The organism is Candidatus Poriferisodalis sp. (assembly GCF_965215815.1).
Classification (GTDB): domain Bacteria; phylum Actinomycetota; class Acidimicrobiia; order Acidimicrobiales; family Poriferisodalaceae; genus Poriferisodalis.
This window is the reverse complement of the sequence record NZ_CBDCEO010000012.1, coordinates 880,843-902,878: the sequence shown is the minus strand read 5'-3', so window position 1 is coordinate 902,878 and position 22,036 is coordinate 880,843. Positions and strand designations below refer to the sequence as shown.

Genomic DNA, 22,036 nt, shown 5'->3' with positions numbered 1-22,036 from the left:
CCGTGGTGGGCCGCGTCCATAAGCTCGGGGCATGGCCTACGTCGTGGTCGATGTCGAGGCGACATGCTGGGATGACTTGCGTTTTCCCAACAACGAGCGGGAGATCATCGAGATCGGCGCGGTGCAGCTCGACGATGACCTAGTGGAGCAATGCCAGTTCTCCCAGACCGTCCGGCCGGTGCGGCACCCCGAGCTCAGCGAGTTCTGCACCCAGCTGACCGGCATCACCCAGACCGAGGTCGACGCTGCACGCAGCTTCGCTGAGGTGGTTGAGAGCTTCGTTGGGTGGGCGGGCCCAGGCGACCACTGGCTGTGCTCGTGGGGCATCTATGACCGACAGCAGCTCGCGTGGGACGCCGAGGTTCACGGCGTGACACTGCCCGATTGGTTCGTGTCGCGACACGTCAACATCCGCAAGGGGTTCACACGTTGGCGCGGTATCGACCGATGCAGCCTTGCCGATGCCTGCGTCATGATCGGCGAGGAATTCACCGGCACGCAGCACCGAGGCCTCCACGACGCCCGCAATGGCGCCGTGGTGCTCGCGGCCTGGCAGCGAGCCCACGCCGCACTGCGAGCCCGCGCAGCCCACAGCGGACTCTGATTCCGCCCGACCCCGGCTTGGCCCGGCCGCACCGCGACTGCGTTTCTGCCAGGGACGTTTTCTGGGGTCGTGACGGAGCGGCTCGAGCGGCGGTGCGTCGGGTGCGAAGCCAGTTTGGTCTTTGGGCTCTGTTATCGGCAGGCGTTGGCGGGGCCGGCGAGTCCCCGAGCCGTCGCAGAGGCGTCCTGTGGCGGGTGCGTTCATTGTCCGCTGTGCTTGGAGGTGAGGGCGGTGAGCGATGTGGCGCCGTTGCGCGCGACTGGCGATGTGGGGTCCGAGCCGTGGCCGCGGCTTGGGGTTCTCGACGAGCTTCGCCGGTGGTCCGCGTTTCGCAGCATGCGCATCGGCCGCGGCATCGACGATCTTGAGGTCTCGCACCTGAGCAGCGATGTCGCGGATTCCGCGCGGGAGCGCATCGTTCTGGGTGGGGCTCAGTGGCAATTGTTGTGCTGTGACGGCGACGGCGAGGTGCTGTGCTTTCGCAAGGATGAGACACCGGGTTCGTTTGTGGGCTTTGGGACGCCGACGCCCTCCGGTTGGGTAGGCGAGCTGGGGTATTCCCTGCCCGTGGGGTGCGCTGTGCGGGTGTATCTCGACAGGGACGACACGGCGCTGAACGCTGTGGTGGGGGTGCTGGTTGACCTCGGCGTGGACGACCCGCACGAGGTGGCGATATTCGACTTCCACGTCGACGGGATCCTCATCGACTGGTCGCCGTTGCTGTGGCCGGACCCCGCAGACGAGCAACCCCATGGACTGCCAGGGGACTGACGGGACGACCCTGGCGGTCTGTCGAGGTTCATCCGCTCGCGGTGCCGCGGTGAACCGGCGGTGCCCGCACGGTCAAGCGGGCTGGGGGAACGTGCTGGAGGTCTGAGCCGTTGGCGTATTCGGGGACCCACGACTGAGCAGCTGCCCCTGAGAGCATCGATGGTCGATTCGGCACAGCGGTCCGGCGAGGTGTTGTTGGGCGTGCGGTTGTGTTCGGCTCGGCCGCGCCCGACGAGGGTCCGCAGCGCCGTGTGACATCGGGACCTCGGCGTGGAGTTGGTGGTGTCAGGCTGTCGCGAGATCCGAAGTGCTGGCAGGCTGCTCAAAGTCGAGACTCCTGTGTGAGCGTGCCTTGGTCGCGGTGCGCTGCGCGCAGTTCTGCCGCGGCGCTACGTCCGTGGGCCCACCCGACGAGCTGGAGCATGTGTTCGATGAACTCGATTCCGTGGTCGTGCCGGTGGCGGGGGCATTCGATGGCGGTGACGAGGTGCGCGAGTTCGTGGACCACCATGCCCTCGGTCGCGCCGCGCCGCAGGTCCAGTGAGATCGCTTGCGTGCCGTGCGCAGTGCCTCGCGTGGGCTCGGTGTGTGTGACATATCGCACTCCGTGTTCGCACAGGGTCCCCTCAGCCATCACCGGAACCCAAGCAGCGGGTTCGGGGAACCGGTCGTAGCGGGCCTTTGGTGGAATCGACAGTTGCCGGTGAGCCAGCGGGAAGCGCTGCGCGAACTCGCGGCGGTTGATCAGCGAGTCCGCGAACCGCTGGGCGGTCGGGTAGTCGTGGATCGCTGCAGCGCCGACTCCCGCGAAGACATAGTCCTCCTCGGCGAGGTACAGCTGGAGGTCTCGGGTGTCGGGGCCAGTCATGTCGCAGCGTCCCAGCGTCGCTTCGCTGCCGTCGGGGGCCTCGCCGAACTGTTCGACCCTCGCTGCGGCGCCAACCATCCCAAGCGCCCCGACCTCGACGCCGCCCCGCCGACACAGAAACGGCCGCTGTTGAGTGACCGGCTCGTCGGGCACTTCGGCACTTGGGGCTTGGGTCGCGCACTTCATGCGGCACCACGGCCGATGCCGGACGCTCGCGGGCGTCCGTCGATCCAGGCTTGGATCTCGTCTGCGCGCCAACGCACGCTTCGGTGGCCGATGCGCAGCGGCTCAGGGAACTCGCCTCGTCGCATGGCCCGGTAGAGCGAGCTGCAAGAAAGTCCGGTCAGCCTCTCGATCTGGGTGCGGGAGAGCAGCAGGGCGGGCGGGTCATGCGCGGTCTGTTTCATGGCACTAAACCTCTCACCGGCCCTCCGACACCGCACGACACCACACGACCCCGCACGACTTCGACGCCCGCGACACCAGTCGCGACCCCTCAGAGCCGCCGATTCGCAGCCCCACAGCGGCTCAACCGCCGATCGCGTCGCAGCTGCTGTCGGCGGCACTGTCGCGGCCCGCAGGGCGCAATGCGGCTCTCGCAGGCCTGCAGGACAGCGCCCCGGGGGCGGCTCAGGAATCAGCAGGAACTCAGATGAGGTTTCCGAGGACGAGTGAGGGGCTGAAGGGACGGTGGATGGCGGGGGATGGGCGTGCGGGCGGTGCTGACGAATTCAGGGGGACGTCGCTGTGAGACCGTCGCAGCCGATCTGGCGTTGTCGCAGATACCGCTCGCGAGGCTGTCGCGGTGCCGCGACTACGCACCGAAACCGCTGTCGCGAGGTTGTCGCGTAAGGGTCCACACGTTTGCATTGAAATGCCTGTTGCGATCTGTGTATAGGAGACTTGTCATGACTGTTGGGGTGTCGGTAGTGTCCTGGCATGCCCAAACGGCGTCGCACCCCAGCACTGCGTTCAGTGCCCAGGTCGGCGGGCGATCAGCCGTCTCAGGCAGAGCTGTGGGACCCCGTCGATGCTGCGGTTGGGGGCGAGGATGGTTCCGATGCCGGGGCGGCACACGCTGGGATGCCAGTCGATGACGGTGCCGCGCAGCCGCCCCCGGCGCGCAGCTCGCGGCCGTCGGCTGCGCCGAAGCGACCCGTGCGAGGCGGCCGCGGCAGCTTCAGCCAGCAGGCGCTGCTGCGCGAGCAAGCCGAACTGCTCGACGAGGTAGCGGCGCGGCGAAGCGAACTCGACGAAGCCGAAGCCGCCGCCGCGGCCGCGCGACGCGCCTGGCTGCGCTCGGTCAAAGCTGCGCGGTCCAAACACGTGACCATGGACGCCATCGCCGACGTCTCAGGCGTCACTCGCGCCGCGGTGTACCAGAACCTCGAACGCGACCGTCCAAGTCGCGCCCGCTCCTGACGCAGCCGAATGCCGATTCGCGGACTCGCCATTTGGATGTGTCCCGTGTCTGGGCGAAGCCGTTGGGTCTTGTCGGTCGCGGTGGCTGGTCTCGTCGGCCACGAGGCCAAGACTGCCGATTGACCCATCCCGACCGCTCGTTGGGAGCCCGCTTGGCGGCCCTGTCGGTGAGTATCGTGACTGCCGTGGGCAACGCCGGAGCCGCCATCGCGATGAAACCCGAACAACCGCCGATACATCGCCGAGCCGGCCGTACCGACGCTTCGGACGTCGCTGAGCCCACACAATCAGCCGCCGTGTCGTTCCGAGACCTCCCAGACGGCTACCCGGCCCACATTGCGGAGGCGTTCGCACGCTTCGGTGACCGCTACGACGACATCTGCGTTGAGCTGTTCACGAACGACCCGGTGCTCGGCACCGATCCGTCAGCGTTGCCGCTCATTCCCGAGGACATTTCCCCAGCCCAGCACCAGATCGGGCCCGTCGATCCTCGTCGATGACCAGCGAACAGGCCTCCGCTCCGTCACCGTACGCAGCTTGTTGCGCCGACGAGGCGCACGTCACCGATATCGAAGGCGAAACCGAGCGGGTGGACCGCACCCGCGCCGGCTTCGACCACGCCGTCGCTGACGTGCGGGCCGAATTCGCAGCCCACTATCGCGAGATCGCTGCCGAGCTGTTCGACGACGACCCAGACCCCTGTTGCCGGCTTCCACCGCGGGAGCCCGCAAGCATCTAGACCCAGCCTCCGCGATCCCCAGACACCGCGATTCGCGTCCACGGGGACCCGATGCAGCCAGAACCCCATGATCCTGGAAGCCAGCACGAAACCATGGGTCGAACGCGTGTCCGAGCGGTCGACCGCACGCGATCCATCGTTGCCCACCGCCGTTCATCGGAACGGCCCGCTCACCTCGAGTACCGCGTCGAGGTCCCACGCGACGGTGCAGTCGCAGTCGAGCTGTGCCCACCACAGCTGGGGATCGTCGCTGCGCCGGTAGCGGGAGACGTGCAGCCCGCTGTAGCCGGCGTCTTGGACGCAGCGCCAGTCCACCTCCCAGCCCCCGAGCCCGAAGCCGAGCTCGGAGACTTCCCAGCCGAATTCGGCAGGCACGTCCTGCTCGGCTGTCAGACGCAGCATGCCGGTGATGTCAACGGTGATCTCCCAATGGTGATCCCCGATGATGCCCAGCTCCCTCGCCGCGGTGCAGCGGTTCCAGCCGTTCGCGCTGGTCTTGGGAGAGGTCCACAGCCCCCACGGATTGCGGCCCCGACGGCTCGCCCGGCGATACACGCGGCCGGGGTCGAACTCCCAGGCGGCGCTGTCGCCGAAGTCCTCGTTCGGCCAGTGCAAGCCGACCACGACACGGCGAGCTGACATGACCCGGCTCACCCTGACGTGGACGTCGCAAGGCGTTTCGGACGCGCAGGCCAGGCACTCGGCGAACGTGCAGCGGCCGCTGCCCGATCGTCCATCAGCGATCTTCGAGCCGTCTGCGGTGTCGATCGAGCTCGTCGCCGTCGAGATCGAGATGGTCAAGGATCCAGCCGACGATCGCGTGGGCCGCATCTCGCGCGGGCCCGACGTGGCGGGTGTCGACGCGGCGGGTGTGCCGATCAGGCTCCTCGTCTCCGCGATCGCGCCGATAGTGCATCTCAGACAGCGCGGCACCGCAGCTGTCCAAGGCCCGCCTGAAGGCGTCGCCGACCCATGACGGCTGCGCAGCGAGCAGCATCGTCACCTCATCGCCCTTGGGCGGCGCGATCCCCAAGGTCGCGACGTGCATGACACGCACGGCAGCAAGGAACGCCCCGTACGAGCCGGCCAGGACCGAAATGTGCCGGACACGACGGCAGAACTCGGCTTCGTCGGGGTCAACTCGGGCGAGCTCGAGCTCTCGCTGTGTGGGACGCTCGTGCAGCAGCAGCGACATAATCTGTCTGGTGGCGACCTCGAGCCTGTCGGCGAGTTCGGCCTTGTCGCTGCCGGGCCGGCCGATCGGCTTGTCCCACTCGATGACGCCCGAAACGTCGTCATTCGCGGCGAGCTCGATCGCGTAGGTAGCGACGTGAGCCTCGAAACTCGACATCACTTTGGTCGTGCGGATCCTCCATTCGGGCTCGTCGGTGACGAACACCTCGGTCCAGAACCCGCACGCGCTGCGGGCGATTTCCTCGAGACCGGACTTGCGCTTCCACCGGCCGCTGTATTCCAGATCGGTGTCGATGGCCACCAAGTCGATGTCGCTCAACGACGTCGCGCCCCCGAGCACAACCGACCCGAACACCAGCACACGGCCGACGCCGGCATCGGCCAACGCGCTCGCCGCTCGCCGGGCATCGTCCATCGTCGGAGCCGGCTCAACTGTCATGACGCTGCCAGCGCATCGAAGCGCCCCCGAGCCCAGACGCCACTTCCCGAGGCCACACGCGAGCGAACCGCAAACCGACCACGGCCGCAGACTCGCACCGGAAGCGATGCCGAGCCAAGCGAATTAGCCGCCGGTCGGCAGAACCGGCTCGATGCGGGCGGGCGAGCACCAGAGCGCCCTCGAACGGGCAAAGAAGGCATGTGCCGCGAGCATCGGCTGTTGGCGACGAAACGTGCCCGACGGGGGCTGAGGCCAAGCCGTCGAAGCGGTTGTCGCGCCCACAACGGACGCCATCGAAAAGCACGACTCGCGTGCCGCAAGCTCCACGGCCCTTGTGCCGCAGCATTTGAATGCAAGCGTGTGTCCCCCGCCGCGACAACCCGCCGCGACACCCGCGACAGCCTGCCGCGACACGCCCGCGACACCCAGACACGGCCGCTACATCGCCTGTTCGCGTCCAGATGTCGTGCGGGGTCGTGTGGTGTAGCGCCGCTGGTGGGACGCTGCGGCCCATGAAACGCACCGAACCAGAACCGCAGGCCCCGCTGCTGCTGTCGCGTCCCGAGGTGGAGCGCCTTACCGGGCTGTCGACGAGCTCGCTGTATCGGGCGATGCGCCAGGGCGATTTTCCCGAGCCGCTGCGCGTCAGCCAGCGAGCGGTGCGCTGGCGCTGCGACGAGATAGGGGCCTGGATCGAGGGGCGCCCCAGAGCGTCGGGCATCGTGGGCTCGGCGGCATGAGCACCAGCCCGCAACGACGGCGCAGACCCCGACGGGCCCGCGCACCCACAGGGGCTGCTGGGCGTCGGACTCGGTCAGCGGATCTGGTCGGCGAGGGACCCCAGGACCGCCACGGGGTCCTCGCCGGGATCGAGCTGGACCAGCGCTGCGTCGTAGCCGGCATCGGCGATGTCCCCGAATCGGGCTCGGGCGGGGCCGGTCGAGGGGACCTTGGCGGCTGTGACGACGTGTTCTGCGAGTCCTGCGACGTCGGGGCCGAGACTGAGCATCCGGTCGGGATCGTCGCCGTTGACGACAACGACGCTGGCGCTGATCGCGGCGGCGATGTCGATCTGGTCCTCGTCGCGGACCTCGACCGCGAAACCGGTGCCCTCGCCCCAGGCGGTGTCGCGGATCGCCAGAGCCTGGGTCGCGGCGACACGGTCGAGGCTCACCAGGGTGGACTGCAGGGCGAGCATGCGGGTGAGCCGGGCGTCGTGGATGCTGTCGACGTTGCCGGTGCGCAGGATCGGCAGCCCGCATCGGGTGGCTTCGTGGACGCCGTCGAGGCTGTCGTCGGCTTCAGGGCTGCGACCCGCGGGCTTCCAGTACGAGATCGGCGCGATCGCGATGCCGCTCGCTCCGCCGGCGCGGCAGCGTTCGGCGGCCCGCGGGTCGACCGGTCCCGGGGGCAGCTCGGCGACGACCGACAGCCCGTCGGCGCGCAGCGCATCGGCGAAGCGGCTGCTGCTCGCATAGCGGGGCCGGTCGGGCTCGAGACTGCGCATATGCCGGCTCCACGCATCTGTGACGTGCGGCGCGACGAACATATCTCCCCAGGCGTCGAGCAGCCCGTGCCAGTCGACATAAGTGCGCACGTCATCGTCTGTGCCCTCGGCCAGCACGATCTCATAGGCATGCTGTCGGTCGTGGGGGTCGTCGAGGTCGAACTCTCCCTGGCCGCTCCACGCCACACGATTGGGCAGCCTCACCTTGCCGCCGGCGGAAGCGACCGACCCCGGCCCGAACCCCGCAGGGATCGACACCTCACGGCGGAAGCTGTATTCCTTGCGACGCGGCATCTTGTTGAGGCGAGGCATCTTGGCCATGCTGCCAGCCGACCGCAGCGAATCCTCGGGCATCTCAGCCGGTCCGGTGCTGGGCACCGACGACCCAGACGCGGGTGTCGCGGCCCCCGTCGGCGCGGGTGTTGAACACGATCCGGTTCCCGTCAGGGGACCAGTGCGGGTTCAGCTCGGTGCCCTCGGCAGTGGTGATGTCGGTCACGCTGCCGGTCGCGACCTCGAAGATCGCAATGTTGGCCTCGACATTGGAGGGGTCGTCGCGGGGTCCCGCGAAGCGCGCCATCGCGATCCGGGTCCCGTCAGGTGACCATGAGAGCTTGCTGAACCAGTGCATGGCGACGTCCCAGCTGCGCAGGTTGGTGCCGTCAGGGTTCATGAGCCCCAGCCGCAAGCCGGTGTCGAGGGCGAGCAGGGTGCCGTCGGGGGACCACGCGGGATGCGATTCCCAGCCGCCGCCCTTGTTGAGCTCGGCCTGATTGGCGCCGTCGGGGTCCATCGTGACGATGTAGCGGTCGTTGCCCACCGGCGGCGACACCGTCCGGTCCTGCCAAGTGGTGCGCTGAAAGACGATCCGGGTTCCGTCAGGGGACCAGCTCGGGTAGTCGTCCTCGACAATGCCGTCGGTGATCTTGGTCGCATCGGTGCCGTCCGCGTTCACGACGTAGATGTGGCGCCGCTGATGCTCGTAACCTCTGCCGCCGTCGAAGCTGAACACCGACAGAACAATGCGGGTTCCGTCGGGCGACCACCCAGGATTGTTGAGCACCATGCCCGGCAAGCGCAGCACAGCGGTCGCATTGGCGCCGTCCACGTCCGCGATCGTGAGCGCCCCGACGTCGACATAGGCGATCTTGTTGCAGTCCGGCGACCAAACAGGCTCCCGGGCGAACGTTGACCCCGAGATCAGCTGCGACGGCGGATCAGCGGAGTCCGCGCCGCACGACAGCGCCGGCTCGGCTGGGTCCGCACCCTCGTGATCCTCGTCTTGGGGGGTCTCGAGGTCGAGAAAGGCCTCCACAGCAGCCTGCGACACCGCCGCGTTGCCGCCGAACACCGTCAGCAACACCTTGTCGTCGGTTGTGCTTCGGGTGTCGTTGAGAAACGCAGACGTGCTCGCTGGAACCTTCTCGGGATCGGTGAGCACCAATGGAGCGCACCGGCGGGCCATCAGCGGCGCGGCGCTGAACGAGTCGAACGGCACCCGGGCACGCGCCAGACCGACGCTGCCGCTGTCGAAACACCCGCCGCCGACCAATTCGGCTGCGAACCGTCCGGTCAGGATCGCTGTCTCGAAACGGGTCGCGCCCGCCATCCGATCCACCGAGATCCCCAAATCGGCAATCGCGGACTCCACCCCGGCCGACAGCGCGGCGGTGCCGCCCATCAGCACGACACGCTCGATGCCTGCGTCACCCAGAAACCCGGCGACCGCTGAGTGCAGTTCGTCCCTCTCGGTAAGCAGCACCGGGATCAGCCGCCGTGCCGACAGCGGACCCGCGACCAGCGCATCGGCGAACACCTCGCCGTTGGCGACGATCGCGATCTTGCCGCTCACTTCTTGGCTCTGCGCTTCGACCATCCACTCCGCGACCGACACACCAGTCGCGTAGCGGTCGTCGCCGCCGAGGCGACCCACCGTCAAGCCGGCCTCCTCGAGCGCTGTGAACACACTCGGAGACACCGACGTGTCGGGCCACGCACCAGTCGTGACGACCGTCACCTGGGTGGCTCCCACCCGTCCGAGGAACTCCAACGCATCCTCACCCAACCCATCGGGCGGAGTCATCAACACCGGACCCCCCACCCGACCCGCGACACCCGCCGCCACAACAGCGTCATGCCAATGACGGCCCGACACCAACACCACATGATCCAACTGCCCACCGGCGTCAGCTGCGACTGCCTCCGCGACCAGTAGCGATGTCTCATAGCGATCCGCGCCCCCGTAGCGGACCACCTCGACAGGGCTGAGATCGCCGTCGCCGGTTTGGGCCGACACGGCCGATACCGGCGCCACGACGGCAGATGCGGCGATGACGGATGCGAGCAAGGCATGGCGTGGAATGCGGCTCGTGGCGGTGCGGTGCAACAGCAGCCGCAAGATGGTGAAGATCGTGTCGCGCACAGGTGGGTCCCTCCGGCAGTGGGTCGATGTCTGTCACCAACGCCGACACAGCCGATCCGAAGGGACCCTTGCGGGACCCACTTGCTTTTCAGCTGTGCCAATCCCCGGTTTGGGAGACGGCGTTGGTGACGGGTCAGAGAGTAGCCGCCGGCCGGGCCGGACCTGCAATCCATCTGGCACAAACAATGAATCCGGCAAGCTCTGCTTGAGTCTGTTCCGGAACGGACTCAGAACGCTCGTCGTGACTTGCCCAGGGAAATGCGGAGCCGACACGTATTCGCCTAGGCGTCACATCCCGCATCTACGGTCGACTCCATGCCGATCGATGCCCGAACGCCAATGCCGTCGCCGACTGAGCCGCGGCAAGCCAGATGGCTGCACAACCACCAGATCCTCCAACGAGTCACCGGAGTCGATCCTCTGCGCTGGTTCGAGGCCGAGCTGGTCGAGGGCTGGAACTACGAATGGTGGGCAGTCGACTTCGGAGAGCCCGACGGCCCGCGCCTCGGCGCAGTGGACGTGCTCAAGCGAGACGATCCCGAACAGTGCCTGTGGCCGCACGCGGACGCCGTCGCAGCAATCGACTCGGCCTGGCCGACCAGCAGGATTCTCATCCGACAACCGACGGGCCCGAGAGTCTGGGTTCCCGCAGCGGTCCGGCTGCCAACCGCGACGGGCATCAGCGAATCCGACGACCTCGACAACGACTGGTACATGTTCGAACGCGCCGCCGCGTCGACCAAATGCGCGGCATTTCTCAGCGACGAACCGTTCACCGATTGGTATGGCGAACTCGACGCAGTCGGTGTCGGCTACGACCCGCACACCCTCAAGGACATGACCGTGCGCATCACTGCGCGGCCGCTGCACCCCGAAGATTGCCTCGGCGAGCTGAACTGGGAATTCGTACGCGGCACATGGCCCGACGTCAAGCTGGTCCTCGAGGGCGAGATGATGGTCGGCCGAGTGGGCCGACTCGGCGAGATTGTCGACCAATGGTGCCCCATCCCGTCAGGCGAGCCCGCAATCGCCAACATCGTCGAACGAGAACTCGACGTGCTCGTCGAAGCACCAGAACTGGACACAGACTGGCTGCTGCACCGGCTCAGCCTTGACGCCGTCGGCCCCTCATGGTGGTGCCGCTGGTGCCCCGACCACGAACGCCGACCGGCTCAATACGTCGTCGGCGGACCCGACGGCACCGTCAGCTGCGCAGCACACCTGACCAACGCAGCCAAACACGAACAAGCCTTCAACGACGAATCGGTCTGAGGATGACTGCCAGGACCACCCAGACTCGAAATTCACCCGCCGAGAGAGAAGCATTGCCGTCGGGACTCGCGTGAAGTGAGGCAGCTATTCTGCCGCGCCCAGGATGCGCCCACAACGAGTCAAGGGACCCCTAGAGCCGGCGCAATAGCCGGTGAGTTTCACCCATGCGGAACAGTCGCGGCCCGCATCACCCGCGCAGGTGCACTACTAGCGTTGAGAGTCTTGACGGCCACTTGGGGGTGGTTGCAACGGCTCTAGGTGATGTGACCGCCGAGGGCGTCGAACGCGCAGCCGCCGAGTTCGATCGTCTGGGCAGGGAGACCTTCCTTGACCGTCATGGCTTTGGGAGGGCGCGCACCTATTTCCTTGTCCATGGTGGACGCCGATATGACTCCAAGGCCGTCGTCGGTGTTGCACACGGCTTTGATCGACCTGACCTCGGCCCCCTCCGGCCGCAGGACTTCTCTGGTGGAGAAGCCACCGTGGCTGCTCACCTAAGGGCCCTTGGTTTCCGGGTCGAGAACTATTCGCGTGGCATACCTTGGGCTGAGGAAGAGCGGATCCTCGTACTCGACCTCTACCTTCGCTCGGGTCGTCTCGATAAGACTGATCCGCGCGTCGAGGAGCTCTGTCGCGTTCTCGACGCCCTGACGGTCCACTCGACTGGTTCAGACCCGCACCACGGCCGCAGCACGGACACCGTTGCGCTCAAGCTCGGGAACTTCGCTTGGCTCGACCCCAACGAGAAAGGCGGCGCGTCGAACTTCGCTAGGGGCGACGCAGATGTGTGGGACCGGTATGCGTCGGACGAGGACGCGCTTGGTGCGATCGTCGCCGCGATTCAACAGGAGCGCGGACTGCCGGCAGAGCGGCCTGCCGAACCACCTCGCCAGCGCGTCAGCCGGGTCGCGGTCGAGGCGCAGAAGGTCGAACAGTTCCAGTTCTCCGTTCCGGGCCACGACATTGTGGCCAGCCGACGCGAACAGGGCCTCGTCTTGACCTATGTCGAGTACCTAGAGAGCCAAGGGCACACAGTGTCGCGAGGCAAGTACCGGCCGGACGGCTCCGATTCTGTGCTTGCATCCGATCTCGTGGACGAGACCGATCGGGTGCTCTACGAAGCCAAGGGCGATGTTCGGCGAGCATCAGTGAGAATGGCTATCGGGCAACTCCTCGACTACCGCCGTTTCGAACCGCCATCGACGCGCCTGGCAGTCCTTCTTCCGCGCATGCCTGCTCAGGACCTCATCGACTTGATTCTCACGGTCCCCGCAACGGCCGTCTGGCGGACTACCAACAGTTTCGCAAGCCTCCAGCCCTAGCGCGCGAGTGAACCCCACCGGGTCACGCGTTGGCCGTGGGAGCCACAGGCCTTGCAGACACACGTCAGCGCCGCGGGGCCAGGCGGGCAACTTCCACGAGCCCCGGGAGCGTGCGGCGCAGACGGCTCTCGAGGCATAACGGAATCCAGCCGGCAGCAAGAAATGGCAGCGTCGGTAACGAACCGGCGAACCACCGCTCGCGCGACGGCGCCCAAGCGCGGCCGGGCTAGCCAAGTCGGATGTCGTAGGGATTTGAACCGAGGGAACTAGGGGGAACTTCATACTCAACCCCGCTGCTGACCTGCGGAAACTCAGTCCCCCCTCCGATGTGCTCGGGGTGCTGTACCCGATCTGGCACGACAAGCCCGAGAAGGCGCGACGCGTCCGACTCAGCGTCGCGGCGCACCACCAGACGGTGTCGGAACTTGCGTTGCTACTCTCGATCGTCAATCAGGAATTCCACTCACGAGACACCCCGGCTGTCAACAACCTTCGTCAGTTGCAGACTGAGTCGCGGCGCGGAGTTGTAGGCGGAGCGTCGAGGGCGGCGGCAGCAGCCTTGAGGACGGCGATCCAGCGTTCGGGTAGGTCCGAGTGAGGCGCCAGGCCACCGCCGTGTCGGGTTCCTGGCTGGAGCCGGGGGATAGCGTTTGTGAGGTCGTGGGTCACGATGGCTTGTGCTCTCGGGTCAGAAGCAGATTTCCGAGCTGGGAAAGGGTCGTTAGCAGTTGCGCACGTTCTGCTGGCGTGTCACGGAGCCGGGTTAGTCCCGCGTTGTCCGAGAGGTCAGATGCGAGCACGATCGCGCCCGCCGGGACAGCCGAGTGGGGCACGTCGCCAGTGTCGACGCTGATGGGCACGACGAGCATCGAGCCCCATTTCGAAGAAGCGAGGGCAGGGCCGTCTGCCTCGAGCGGCGCGCCGCTGCAGACAGCCTCGACAACGAGGCGATGAAATGGCATCTCGATTGGGTGGCGCTCGAGGGTGTTCTCGTCGTGGAACTCGAGATCCGAGCGGGCGACGAGGACGAGTTCGCCCTTTCTTGGGTCGTGGGCCCATAGATGTAGTGCAAGTGTCTCGTCCTCCTGGTGGAGGGCACCGAAATCAGCGAAGTTCTTTGAAATGGCTCCGGCGGCCTTCGACAGTGCGAGGCGCGCGGGGGATCGACGCGTGGCGAAAGCGGGGCCGGGTAGGACACCGATCTCGACAGCTGAGTGGACCCAATTTGCGAGCTCGTCGACTAGGGCCGCCTCGCCGGCCGCGGTGCGCCTGAGCTCGCGAAGAAACAGGCTGGTTTGGCAGAAGAAGTCCGCGGCGAGGCGCTCCGCCCCCATGCCAACGAGCCGCCTCGCGGAGGCGAGGCGGCTCGCAGCGAGGGCAAGGTCAGTCGCATCGATCCCGGGTGGTTGGTCACCCTGTCCGATCCCGAGAACGTAATGACGGACATCGTCGCTCGTCCGATTAGCGGTGCTGTGCAGGTACGAGAGCAGGTTTGGATCGGTGAGGCTTGTCCCTACGAAAACGCTTGAAACGGACTCAAGAAGGGACCGGCAGTACCGCCGGGTCGCTGTCGCCGACCCGCCATCTAGCGCGCCGAAGTAGTCGTCCTCGGCGAGCACGATGTCGCCCTCTGGTACCGAGAGCGCGGTGGATTGATTGGGATGTGGGATGACGCCGTGGAGATGGATGACCCGATACGTCTTGAGGCCGGTCTCGTGCGGGCCAGGCTCTCCCGAGATGATCTCGACCTCGGACACGGCGACTCCGGCGTCAAGGAGAGCGAGTTCGATGAGGAGGTCATAGTTGGTGGTAATGACGGTCAGTCGCCCTGGTCCACGTTCCGTCCACAGTGCTGCGATCTCGCGCGCCGTCGCGCCCGGGGTGATATCCAGCTGGCTTTCCATCGCGGGCTGGTACAGCGCTCGCTCAATCATTGGTATGTAGTCGTCAGCAGGGACGTGGCTCTTCACGATGGACGCCGCGCCGAGCAGGCCATGGGTCGCCATGACGAGGCGCTTGAAGCTGGCCACATGTGGCTTGATCGCAGCTCTGGCTTCTAGCGTCGTGACGCCGTTGCCTGTGAGATCCTGTTTGTGATTCCGTAGCGGCGCGCTCGTCAAGGCGACCTCACCGAGTAGGTGCTCGAGCAGGTCTGACCACCCGGGCAGTCCGGACTCACGTGACACTCCGGCGCCGACGATCAGCGCGATATGTTTCTGATCAGCGAGGAACGCGAGAGACTCGCGAGTGGATTGGTCTTCAAAGAAACCCTGGAGACCCGAATAGGCGCCAGTCACGCTCACTCCGGCGACCGAGACGAATATTCGTTCGGTGCGAGTTCAGGGGTATCGTTCCGGTGCATCGGCATTTTTGCGAGACTCGTGGTGTGAGACGACCAACTTACATTGAGGAGCTTGCTCGACTGGGGGAATCGTACGAGTCAGCACAACGGGCGGACATCGCACAACTCGTCGAACTGCAAGCGTCCATGGGGCGGCGCCCAGCGATCTTCGCAGCGTCCGGAGGAAGCCTCGCGGTAGCGCAGCTGGCCGCGGAGGTGCATGTCGCTACTTGGGGGGCCCTTGCCACAGCGGTTACGCCTCTGGCGCTGGCGAGCGAGGCCACGGTCCGAGACGCATCGGTCGTTGTGATCTCGTCGCGCGCGTCGCATCCTGACATCGCCTTTTGCCTCGCAGCTTCCCGGCAACGTCACAGCTACCCGGTTGTGCTCGTAACGCATCGTGACCCGGCGTTGCTCAAACCTAACGTGACCAGGCATCTCTCAGATGCGATTCACATCGAGCCCGTCGTGCTGGACGGCTTTCTCGCGACGAACAGCGTGTTGGCGTTGGCCACCCTGTTTGTTCGGGCCGCGGATCCTGCGACGGCGTTGCCCACGCTGCCATGGCTCAAGCTCCCCGTACGAGCGATTGAGACGGACCGTGTCTTGATCCTTCACGGTTCGGGCCAACGGCCAGCGGCGATCGATCTCGAGACTCGTCTTTCCGAGATCGGCCTTGCGAGTGTGCAGGTCGCTGACTATCGCAACTTTGCCCATGGGAGACACACAGGCTTAGCGCGGCACCTGGAGACCACCTCGATCGTCTCCCTTGCAGGTCCCGCGACAGAGTCGCTAGCTGAGGCGGTGCTCAAGGAGCTGCCCGATGGTGTGCGGGTTCATCGCGTATGGACGTCGAGAGAAGGGTTCGCCGGCGCCTTGGATCTGCTGTGCGCGTCGATGCGAACGGTGGGGGAGACTGCAAGTGCAGCCGGCATCGATCCTGCCCGACCTCGGGTCCCGACGTTCGGACGACGCCTCTATCACCAGTCAGCGCGTCGGCACATCGCGGTTGAAGAGGCCGGCGCAGTCGAACGCAAAGTAGCCGCAGCCGAGATCCCAGCTCGCAGCTCTCTGGCCCGTAACGTGTCCTTGAGCTATGCGGCATGGCGCCGGGACGTCAGCGCAACGCGATTCGGTGGCGTGGTGTTGGACTACGACGGCACGATGTGTGGGACGAAAGATCGCTTTGACGGGCCCCTGCCCGAAGTGTGCTCCGAAGTGATTCGACTTCTGGACGAAGGTTGTCTCCTCGGCGTCGCTACTGGGCGTGGGGTCGGACTCCTCGAGGAATTCCGCGGATTGGTGCCGCAAGACCTCTGGCCGAGCGTGACGATGGGGCTCTACAACGGTGCCGTCGTCATCGGCCTGCGCGACCCTGCCCCAACCGGCGACCGCTCGGACTGCAACGAACTGGAACACTTCAGCCACGTGCTCGGCGAATCGGAGTTCGCGACAATCGTCAAGATTGAGAACCGGCCGTGGCAGGTCTCGGTTCGGCCTGTGACAGGCGTCGGTCTAAGCGTCGCATCGGTCTCGCGCTGGGTGCAGGAGTGTCTAGCCCGCGCAGGAGCGGATGGCCTGAAGGTCGTGCAATCGGGCCACTCCGTCGATGTGGTCGCTGCCACGACGTCCAAAGTGGCAGTGGTGGAGAGGCTTGAGAATTGCGGCGGTAAGCCGGTGCTGGCCATTGGAGACCGGGGAGAGGTTGGTGGGAACGACTTCGAGATGCTTGCTGCGCGGCGATGGTCCCTTTCGGTCGACCGTTGCAGCGGTGACCCGACGCGATGCTGGAACCTGTCTCGCTCGGGACGGCGGGGCCCGGAGGCGCTCGTGGCCTATCTGAGGGCGCTGAGCAATACGTCCTCCGGTTGGCGACTTCGACTGCCTCGCCCGTGAAGGACCAGCTCCTCGAGAAGCTCTTGGCTCGCGTTCTCAACTGGGAGGCGGCCGATGTCGCGAATCGGGGCGGCGAGTACCAGGCAATGGCACGCCTAAAGTTCGACGAATACGGTGGCTACCGGGCAGGAGAGGGGTTTCTCGAGAACCTCACCGGTTGGCTTGGCCAGATGTCCACGGAAGACCGACAACGAGCGGCTGAGTTTGTGCGCGACGAGATGGTCTTCATCTCTACTGCTGAGCTTGACCACCTCATCGAGACGGCCTACCCCGATGTCATCCGGCCCACGTTGCTCCGAACGGCGGCCGCACGGCTGGGTTGTCAGCCGTGGGAGCTCGCGAGAATCAAGGCATCGGACGAGTTCATGAAGCTGCACCGCCAAACGTTGATCCTCGGGCTTGGCGACGGAGCGCACATTGACCAGCTGCGCAGGACAAGCGAATTCTCGAACGAGCAGTTCTACATCGCGCCAGAAATGGCGGAGTCTTCGGCAGAACGTATGCGAGACGACCTTCGGAAAGCACTTGACGACGAAGCTGCGCTCTTCGAGCATGTGGTGCTTGTGGACGACTTCTCCGCCAGCGGCGTCACGATGATGCGGCCGAAGGATGGTGGTTCGTTTACGGGTCGTCTCGTCAAGGCCAAGGAGCAACTCGATCGCCTGACGGATGTCGCTGTGGTCGCCGAGCCGAACGTAAGCGTGCTTCTCTATTGTGCGAGCGAGACGGCTCTCGACCACATCAACCAGCTGTTGGGCCAGGTCGGATGGTCGTGGCAACTTAAGGCGATACAGGTCCTTCCAAGCTCACTGCGCGTCGAGGATTCGGTTCTGCTCGAGATGTGCGAGAAGTACTTTGACAATCGGTTGCTCGATCAGCTCGGTGCCCATATCGATGTTGCAGGTGACGATATCCGGCACGGATTCGGAGGCGGCAGGCTGCCGGTTGTGCTGTCTCACAACGCTCCAAACAACTCGATCTCTCTGCTTTGGGCGGACACCCGGCACTTGGGCGGATCTCAGCGCGGGCTGTTTCCCCGCCGGCATCGTCACAATGCGGAGCGGCCATGAGGACGCTCCACAATCCGTTCCTGTCACGAGCCTCGGAACAGGAACGCGAGACCTTCGATTTCCTGCGACACGTCGGTGCAGCTGTCCTTGAACTCCTCCCGGACTCGCTGTGGGACCGCCCCCTTATCATCCGCTCGGCTTCGGGCGGAGGCAAGACAACTCTGCTGCGGGTCTTTACCGCCGAGAGTCTGCGGGAGGTCAACGTTCGGCGAGATGATCTGCGCGACCTCGCGGAGCAGCTCGATCGCGTCGGCGCACTCGCGGACAGTCCGACGCACCTTGGAGTGCTGCTGAATCTCAGCCGCGACTACCGCACAATTGCGATGTCGGGTGCTCCGCCAGAGATTGCTGACCGGCTCTTCTTACGGCTCCTTGATGCGCGCATCGTCTCGGCGGTGGTTCGTGCAGCCGTCGGCTCCAGCGCAGGGCGTTACCCCGACGACGCGGGGCGGCTCCACCTTGAGCTTGACGAGAGCGATGAGCGTGCGGCTGTAGCTGCCGCTCGGCTCGGCGGCCTTGACGGCACGGCCTTGGTGGAGGCAAGTCGGGCGATTGAATCGGAGATCGTCGAGATATTGGACTCGCTGAAGCCGGTCGACTGGGACCGGGCAGCCCGCGGGCATTCGCAGCTGCACTCGTTGAGGCTTCTCTCGTCCGCGGAACTCCTTTTTGACAATCAAACCGTGCCGCCAGTTCACCTGCTCTTCGATGACGGCCATGCGCTAGCAGAGGATCAACGCGCCGCGGTATTGACAGCCCTGCAGGATCGCAAGCTCACCGTTGCGCGCTGGTACGCCGAGCGCCTCTCGGCGCTTGACTCGTCTGAGGTACTGCAGGGGGAGACACGAGGTCGTGACTACGAGCTGCTGGAACTTGAGAAGGCAACTCGGGCCAACGCCCGCGGGGGCGGTCGCCGGTTTGATCGCATCCTTCGGGAAGTCGGCAATCTGAGAGCAGGCTGGCACATCGACCAGTACACGCGTAGCCAGCGAGACTTCTTTGAGTTCCTCGATTCCCCCGTCGTTGTTGAGGACGCGCAGCTGGAGGCCATCCGTAATTCCGCTAAGGAAGCGGCGGGCTCAAACACGTTGCACGCGCGATGGATCGATGAAACGAAAGGCAAAACGGCACTCGAATCAGCAGTTCTGCTGCGCGGCGCCGAGATTCTGATGGAGCGTTCCAGGAACAAGCCACAACAAACGCTCTTTGACCCAGCGGAGGGGCCTGCGCTAACGCAGAAGCTGGGCAGTGACGTAAAGGGCGCGGCGCGGCTCTTCCTCGCGCGAGAGCACGATGTGCCGTACTACGCGGGGGCCGACACGATCACCCGCGTTGCCTCGGAGAACGTTGAGCAGTTCTTACGCGTGTGCGGCGACGTATTTGAGTACATGCTGGCCAAGATCACGTTGGACGAGCCGCCGACCGTTCCCGTCGAGGAGCAAGACCGGATCCTTCGCTCCGCCAGTGAGCGCATGTGGAGAGAGCTGCCGGACCGACTACCTCGATACGCCGACGTGATCCGGCTAGTCAACCGGATCGCGCGGATCTCTGAGCAGCAGACACAGCGTCCGACCGCACCATATCCCCCTGGCGTCAACGGAATCGCCATCACGATGGAGGACCGCACTCGCCTCCTCGATCCGGGCACCCGCGCCAGAATTCCAGGCGGTGACAGACTCTTCGAGGCGCTCGGCGTTGCCGTAGCCCGAAATGTCCTGGTCGCGGATGTCGACTATTCGGTGAAGAAGAAGCGGGTAATGGTGCTGTACCTCAATCGATTGCTCTGCCCTCGCCTAGGTCTGCCGCTCAGCCGTGGGAGTTTCCGTGAACAGAAGGTCACCGAGGTGGCCGGATGGCTCCTCGACGGTGACGATGCGGAACCAGCAGCGCCCGAACCGCCGCTGTTCGACCTATGACCGGATCTCAGCCAGGCGCGCTGTGGGGGGACTACGCAATCGGCCGAGACACCGATATGAACGACATGTTGCGAGCAGCGGCGAGATGCGTCGACGAATCGCTGCATCTCGTGATCGGCGACGGTTTCGATCAGCGCACACTGCACATTGTTCGTCGATGCCTCAAGCTTGGCATCGACTTTCGCGTCACCGCCATGGCGCTCCCTTCCGGCGTCGGGCATGGGGCTTCGTCGTCGCTCGCACGGGCGAACCGCGAAGCACTCGCTGAACTGAGCGATAAGCACGGCTTCGCTATGCATCTCGCGCCGGAACCAACAGAGGCCGACTCGCTTACCGTCGGTGCACGGCAGGCGAGAGCCCTGATCGCTGACGGAATCCTGAAAGTGGGCGAGGCGGTGGTACTCGACGTGTCAGCGCTTCCGACACGCCGGTTCTTCCCACTCATCGGAGCGATCGAGAAGCAGGTTCGTGAACACGACGATGGCGAGTTCCTCGTAACGGTGGCGGAGAATCCCGAATTGGATCAGATGATCCGCTCAGAAGGAACGACCGAGCCCGGAGCCATCGCCGGGTTCCGCAACAAGCTGGGAATCGACGCGGCGGATGCCAACACGATCTGGGCACCGGTCCTCGGCGAATCCTCGTCAGCAGAGCTGAGGGCGATCTATGACTATTTCGGACCTGACGAGGTGTACCCGATCCTGCCGTTTCCCGCTCGTGATCCGCGGCGGGCTGACGGCCTCATCCTCGAGCACCGGGAGTTGCTATTCGATGTGTTCGAAACGGACAAACGCAATCTGCTCTACGTCCAAGAAGCGAACCCTTTTGACTGCTATCGCGTGCTAACAGGTCTGTACCTGCGATCCTCGGATTTGCTCGCACCCCTTGGCGAAGTGAGGGTGATCACGTCGGTTCATGCCTCAAAAATGCTCTCGATCGGAGCTTGCCTTGCGTCAATTGAGCAGCCGATAGCGGTGGTTACTGCAAGCGGGAGTCACCATTTGCCAGAGGCCCCGGACGATCAGTGGGTACGGGATACAACAGACATGACCGCCATCTGGCTCCAGGGAAGCCCATACCGCGCGTGATGTTGAAAGCTCTGTGTGGTGGGTACGTGGTGCTCGACATCGTGCACGGCCCGTGGGGGATACAACGGGCCGCCGGCGGAACCGCCGCGAACATCGCGGCCAACCTCTCTTACCTCGGGTGGCAGTCTGAGATTGCGGCTCGAATTGGTGACGATTCCGCGGGTAAAGCCGTGGTGGCGGATCTGCGAACGGCTGGCGTCGCGGTTGACGGTCTCTGGCTCGATGCAGGCACAAAGACCCCACTGATCGAGCACTCGTCTCGTGACGGAGTTCCGCGTTACAGGTACGGATGCTCGGAGTGTCGGCGTGGCGTTGCCATACACCGGCCACTGCCGGCGGAAGCGGCCATCGACGTGCTGAGAGCTGGCTTGCGCGATGTCTTCGTGTTTGACAGACCATGCCGCTTCAACGCCGCGGTGGCCGCGGCGCACCAGGCTGGGGGACGCCAAGTCGTCTATGAGCCTGCCACGAGAGCGAGCCCAGGAGCGCACCGGCGTGCGTGCGCGGCGGCGACAATTGTCAAGATGAGCCGTCTAGACAGCAAGAAAATTGGTGACCGGCTGCCGCCGACGGCTGATGGCGAGGTCCGGATTATCACCGACGGTGCTGATGGTGCGACTCTTGAGCTCGAAGGGATCTGCCGTCGAATCCCGCCACCGTGTGTCTCAGCCGTCGATGCCGGCGGGGCCGGGGATTGGTTGACTGCCGCTTTGGTGCACCGACTCGCGTCGGGGAGCAAGCTCACGGATGCGCTGGACTGGGCTCAGGCCGTGGCGGCGATGTCGACCCTCTATCCGGGCGCACGCGGGATGAGCAGCTCTATCTCTCGACCCTCGATGTACCAGCGCGCGGGTCGGGTTCGCCGAGGAATGAGCGTGCGCACGGGCTACGTGGCTACGCCGTCTAATCGCGCTAGGCGAGGTGGCTGCCCTCGATGTGGCCTCGCGCTACCGCGTCACGCGTCATGAAATGCATCTCTCGGTTAGGCGGTGGCAGCGCCGGGGTGAGGTTGACCCCAGCTGACATGTTTCGCTGCAGCTGCTCGGACCGTGGGGTGTCGTTCTGCCACCGGTTTGCCGAATGCATCGCGCTCGCACGATCCGACTGGAGTGGCATCGGGCGCGTGGTCTCCCGCCAGGAGCCGTGCTCGCTGCACCATGTGCGA

General features: G+C 65.4%; 21 protein-coding genes. 13 read left to right on the top strand and 8 right to left on the bottom strand.

Translation table 11 applies throughout. The features are described from left to right. The first annotated feature begins 31 nt into the window (after positions 1 to 31). The gene (locus ACOOHB_RS06010; protein ID WP_420443893.1) at positions 32 to 604 is read left to right on the top strand and encodes an exonuclease domain-containing protein; all 573 of its coding nucleotides are present in this window, start codon (positions 32 to 34) and stop codon (positions 602 to 604) included. A 231-nt stretch (positions 605 to 835) separates the two neighbouring features. Next, positions 836 to 1,375 (top strand): hypothetical protein, encoded by a 540-nt coding sequence (locus ACOOHB_RS06005; protein WP_420443892.1) that lies wholly within the window; start codon positions 836 to 838, stop codon positions 1,373 to 1,375. 322 nt (positions 1,376 to 1,697) lie between these two features. Here the strand turns inward: ACOOHB_RS06005 and ACOOHB_RS06000 are convergent, their stop codons facing one another. Together ACOOHB_RS06000 and ACOOHB_RS05995 are read right to left on the bottom strand one after the other, a co-directional pair. Then, the gene (locus ACOOHB_RS06000; protein ID WP_420443891.1) at positions 1,698 to 2,429 is read right to left on the bottom strand and encodes a hypothetical protein; all 732 of its coding nucleotides are present in this window, start codon (positions 2,427 to 2,429) and stop codon (positions 1,698 to 1,700) included. Beyond that, complete coding sequence (locus ACOOHB_RS05995) at positions 2,426 to 2,650, bottom strand: helix-turn-helix transcriptional regulator (RefSeq protein ID WP_420443890.1); 225 nt, start codon at positions 2,648 to 2,650, stop codon at positions 2,426 to 2,428. The genes ACOOHB_RS06000 and ACOOHB_RS05995 overlap by 4 nt, the downstream gene beginning before the upstream one ends. A 532-nt stretch (positions 2,651 to 3,182) precedes the next feature. Between ACOOHB_RS05995 and ACOOHB_RS05990 the strand changes: the two genes are divergently transcribed. The 3 genes from ACOOHB_RS05990 (at position 3,183) to ACOOHB_RS05980 (ending at position 4,404) form a co-directional block, all read left to right on the top strand. After that, positions 3,183 to 3,665, top strand: coding sequence for a hypothetical protein (locus tag ACOOHB_RS05990; protein WP_420443889.1), 483 nt, complete (start codon positions 3,183 to 3,185; stop codon positions 3,663 to 3,665). A 185-nt stretch (positions 3,666 to 3,850) separates the two neighbouring features. Next, complete coding sequence (locus tag ACOOHB_RS05985) at positions 3,851 to 4,165, top strand: hypothetical protein (RefSeq protein ID WP_420443888.1); 315 nt, start codon at positions 3,851 to 3,853, stop codon at positions 4,163 to 4,165. Continuing rightward, positions 4,162 to 4,404, top strand: a complete 243-nt coding sequence (locus ACOOHB_RS05980) for a hypothetical protein (protein WP_420443887.1) — start codon at positions 4,162 to 4,164, stop codon at positions 4,402 to 4,404. The genes ACOOHB_RS05985 and ACOOHB_RS05980 overlap by 4 nt, the downstream gene beginning before the upstream one ends. A 153-nt stretch (positions 4,405 to 4,557) precedes the next feature. Here ACOOHB_RS05980 and ACOOHB_RS05975 read toward each other — a convergent pair whose 3' ends face one another. Together ACOOHB_RS05975 and ACOOHB_RS05970 are read right to left on the bottom strand one after the other, a co-directional pair. Further along, entirely contained in the window at positions 4,558 to 5,046 is a 489-nt protein-coding gene (locus tag ACOOHB_RS05975; RefSeq protein WP_420443886.1) for a hypothetical protein, read from the bottom strand. A 94-nt stretch (positions 5,047 to 5,140) separates the two neighbouring features. After that, positions 5,141 to 6,037, bottom strand: coding sequence for a hypothetical protein (locus ACOOHB_RS05970; protein WP_420443885.1), 897 nt, complete (start codon positions 6,035 to 6,037; stop codon positions 5,141 to 5,143). 512 nt (positions 6,038 to 6,549) lie between these two features. Between ACOOHB_RS05970 and ACOOHB_RS05965 the strand changes: the two genes are divergently transcribed. Then, positions 6,550 to 6,777: a helix-turn-helix transcriptional regulator gene (locus tag ACOOHB_RS05965; RefSeq protein ID WP_420443884.1), complete on the top strand. Its 228-nt coding sequence runs from the start codon at positions 6,550 to 6,552 to the stop codon at positions 6,775 to 6,777. A 74-nt stretch (positions 6,778 to 6,851) separates the two neighbouring features. Here the strand turns inward: ACOOHB_RS05965 and ACOOHB_RS05960 are convergent, their stop codons facing one another. Together ACOOHB_RS05960 and ACOOHB_RS05955 are read right to left on the bottom strand one after the other, a co-directional pair. Continuing rightward, positions 6,852 to 7,865: a hypothetical protein gene (locus tag ACOOHB_RS05960; RefSeq protein ID WP_420443883.1), complete on the bottom strand. Its 1,014-nt coding sequence runs from the start codon at positions 7,863 to 7,865 to the stop codon at positions 6,852 to 6,854. Positions 7,866 to 7,899: 34 nt separating this feature from the next. Beyond that, complete coding sequence (locus ACOOHB_RS05955) at positions 7,900 to 9,966, bottom strand: cell wall-binding repeat-containing protein (protein WP_420443882.1); 2,067 nt, start codon at positions 9,964 to 9,966, stop codon at positions 7,900 to 7,902. Positions 9,967 to 10,281: 315 nt separating this feature from the next. On the opposite strand from ACOOHB_RS05955, the gene ACOOHB_RS05950 reads away from it, so the two are divergent. Continuing rightward, positions 10,282 to 11,238 (top strand): hypothetical protein, encoded by a 957-nt coding sequence (locus ACOOHB_RS05950; protein ID WP_420443881.1) that lies wholly within the window; start codon positions 10,282 to 10,284, stop codon positions 11,236 to 11,238. Between the two features lie 254 nt (positions 11,239 to 11,492). Here ACOOHB_RS05950 and ACOOHB_RS05945 read toward each other — a convergent pair whose 3' ends face one another. Then, entirely contained in the window at positions 11,493 to 11,732 is a 240-nt protein-coding gene (locus ACOOHB_RS05945; protein ID WP_420443880.1) for a hypothetical protein, read from the bottom strand. Here ACOOHB_RS05945 and ACOOHB_RS05940 point away from each other — a divergent pair. Further along, a complete protein-coding gene (locus tag ACOOHB_RS05940) occupies positions 11,721 to 12,560 on the top strand; it encodes a hypothetical protein (RefSeq protein ID WP_420443879.1) in 840 nt (279 codons plus the stop codon). The genes ACOOHB_RS05945 and ACOOHB_RS05940 overlap by 12 nt on opposite strands. A gap of 665 nt (positions 12,561 to 13,225) precedes the next feature. On the opposite strand, the gene ACOOHB_RS05935 is transcribed toward ACOOHB_RS05940, so the two are convergent. Then, positions 13,226 to 14,857 (bottom strand): SIR2 family protein, encoded by a 1,632-nt coding sequence (locus tag ACOOHB_RS05935; protein WP_420443878.1) that lies wholly within the window; start codon positions 14,855 to 14,857, stop codon positions 13,226 to 13,228. Positions 14,858 to 14,946: 89 nt separating this feature from the next. Here ACOOHB_RS05935 and ACOOHB_RS05930 point away from each other — a divergent pair, with 89 nt between their 5' ends. Genes ACOOHB_RS05930 through ACOOHB_RS05910 form a run of 5 tightly spaced genes read left to right on the top strand, consistent with a single transcriptional unit; the run spans position 14,947 to position 21,839 of the window. Continuing rightward, positions 14,947 to 16,797 (top strand): hypothetical protein, encoded by a 1,851-nt coding sequence (locus ACOOHB_RS05930; protein WP_420443877.1) that lies wholly within the window; start codon positions 14,947 to 14,949, stop codon positions 16,795 to 16,797. Further along, positions 16,794 to 17,867 (top strand): phosphoribosyltransferase-like protein, encoded by a 1,074-nt coding sequence (locus ACOOHB_RS05925; protein ID WP_420443876.1) that lies wholly within the window; start codon positions 16,794 to 16,796, stop codon positions 17,865 to 17,867. Before ACOOHB_RS05930 ends, ACOOHB_RS05925 begins: the two co-directional genes overlap by 4 nt. Beyond that, positions 17,864 to 19,783, top strand: a complete 1,920-nt coding sequence (locus ACOOHB_RS05920) for a hypothetical protein (RefSeq protein ID WP_420443875.1) — start codon at positions 17,864 to 17,866, stop codon at positions 19,781 to 19,783. Before ACOOHB_RS05925 ends, ACOOHB_RS05920 begins: the two co-directional genes overlap by 4 nt. Beyond that, entirely contained in the window at positions 19,780 to 20,871 is a 1,092-nt protein-coding gene (locus ACOOHB_RS05915) for a hypothetical protein (protein WP_420443874.1), read from the top strand. The genes ACOOHB_RS05920 and ACOOHB_RS05915 overlap by 4 nt, the downstream gene beginning before the upstream one ends. Next, entirely contained in the window at positions 20,871 to 21,839 is a 969-nt protein-coding gene (locus ACOOHB_RS05910; protein ID WP_420444671.1) for a carbohydrate kinase family protein, read from the top strand. Before ACOOHB_RS05915 ends, ACOOHB_RS05910 begins: the two co-directional genes overlap by 1 nt. Positions 21,840 to 22,036: the final 197 nt, after the last annotated feature.

What these genes read in the sequence shown, in the direction of transcription:
- ACOOHB_RS05995 (WP_420443890.1), bottom strand. Translation starts at nt 2,650, where the DNA reads ATGAAACAGACCGCGCATGACCCGCCCGCCCTGCTGCTCTCCCGCACC.
- ACOOHB_RS05910 (WP_420444671.1), top strand. Translation starts at nt 20,871, where the DNA reads ATGTTGAAAGCTCTGTGTGGTGGGTACGTGGTGCTCGACATCGTGCAC.
- ACOOHB_RS05990 (WP_420443889.1), top strand. Translation starts at nt 3,183, where the DNA reads ATGCCCAAACGGCGTCGCACCCCAGCACTGCGTTCAGTGCCCAGGTCG.
- ACOOHB_RS05915 (WP_420443874.1), top strand. Translation starts at nt 19,780, where the DNA reads ATGACCGGATCTCAGCCAGGCGCGCTGTGGGGGGACTACGCAATCGGC.
- ACOOHB_RS05965 (WP_420443884.1), top strand. Translation starts at nt 6,550, where the DNA reads ATGAAACGCACCGAACCAGAACCGCAGGCCCCGCTGCTGCTGTCGCGT.
- ACOOHB_RS05950 (WP_420443881.1), top strand. Translation starts at nt 10,282, where the DNA reads ATGCCGATCGATGCCCGAACGCCAATGCCGTCGCCGACTGAGCCGCGG.
- ACOOHB_RS05975 (WP_420443886.1), bottom strand. Translation starts at nt 5,046, where the DNA reads ATGTCAGCTCGCCGTGTCGTGGTCGGCTTGCACTGGCCGAACGAGGAC.
- ACOOHB_RS05970 (WP_420443885.1), bottom strand. Translation starts at nt 6,037, where the DNA reads ATGACAGTTGAGCCGGCTCCGACGATGGACGATGCCCGGCGAGCGGCG.
- ACOOHB_RS05960 (WP_420443883.1), bottom strand. Translation starts at nt 7,865, where the DNA reads ATGGCCAAGATGCCTCGCCTCAACAAGATGCCGCGTCGCAAGGAATAC.
- ACOOHB_RS06000 (WP_420443891.1), bottom strand. Translation starts at nt 2,429, where the DNA reads ATGAAGTGCGCGACCCAAGCCCCAAGTGCCGAAGTGCCCGACGAGCCG.
- ACOOHB_RS05920 (WP_420443875.1), top strand. Translation starts at nt 17,864, where the DNA reads ATGAGGACGCTCCACAATCCGTTCCTGTCACGAGCCTCGGAACAGGAA.
- ACOOHB_RS06010 (WP_420443893.1), top strand. Translation starts at nt 32, where the DNA reads ATGGCCTACGTCGTGGTCGATGTCGAGGCGACATGCTGGGATGACTTG.
- ACOOHB_RS05980 (WP_420443887.1), top strand. Translation starts at nt 4,162, where the DNA reads ATGACCAGCGAACAGGCCTCCGCTCCGTCACCGTACGCAGCTTGTTGC.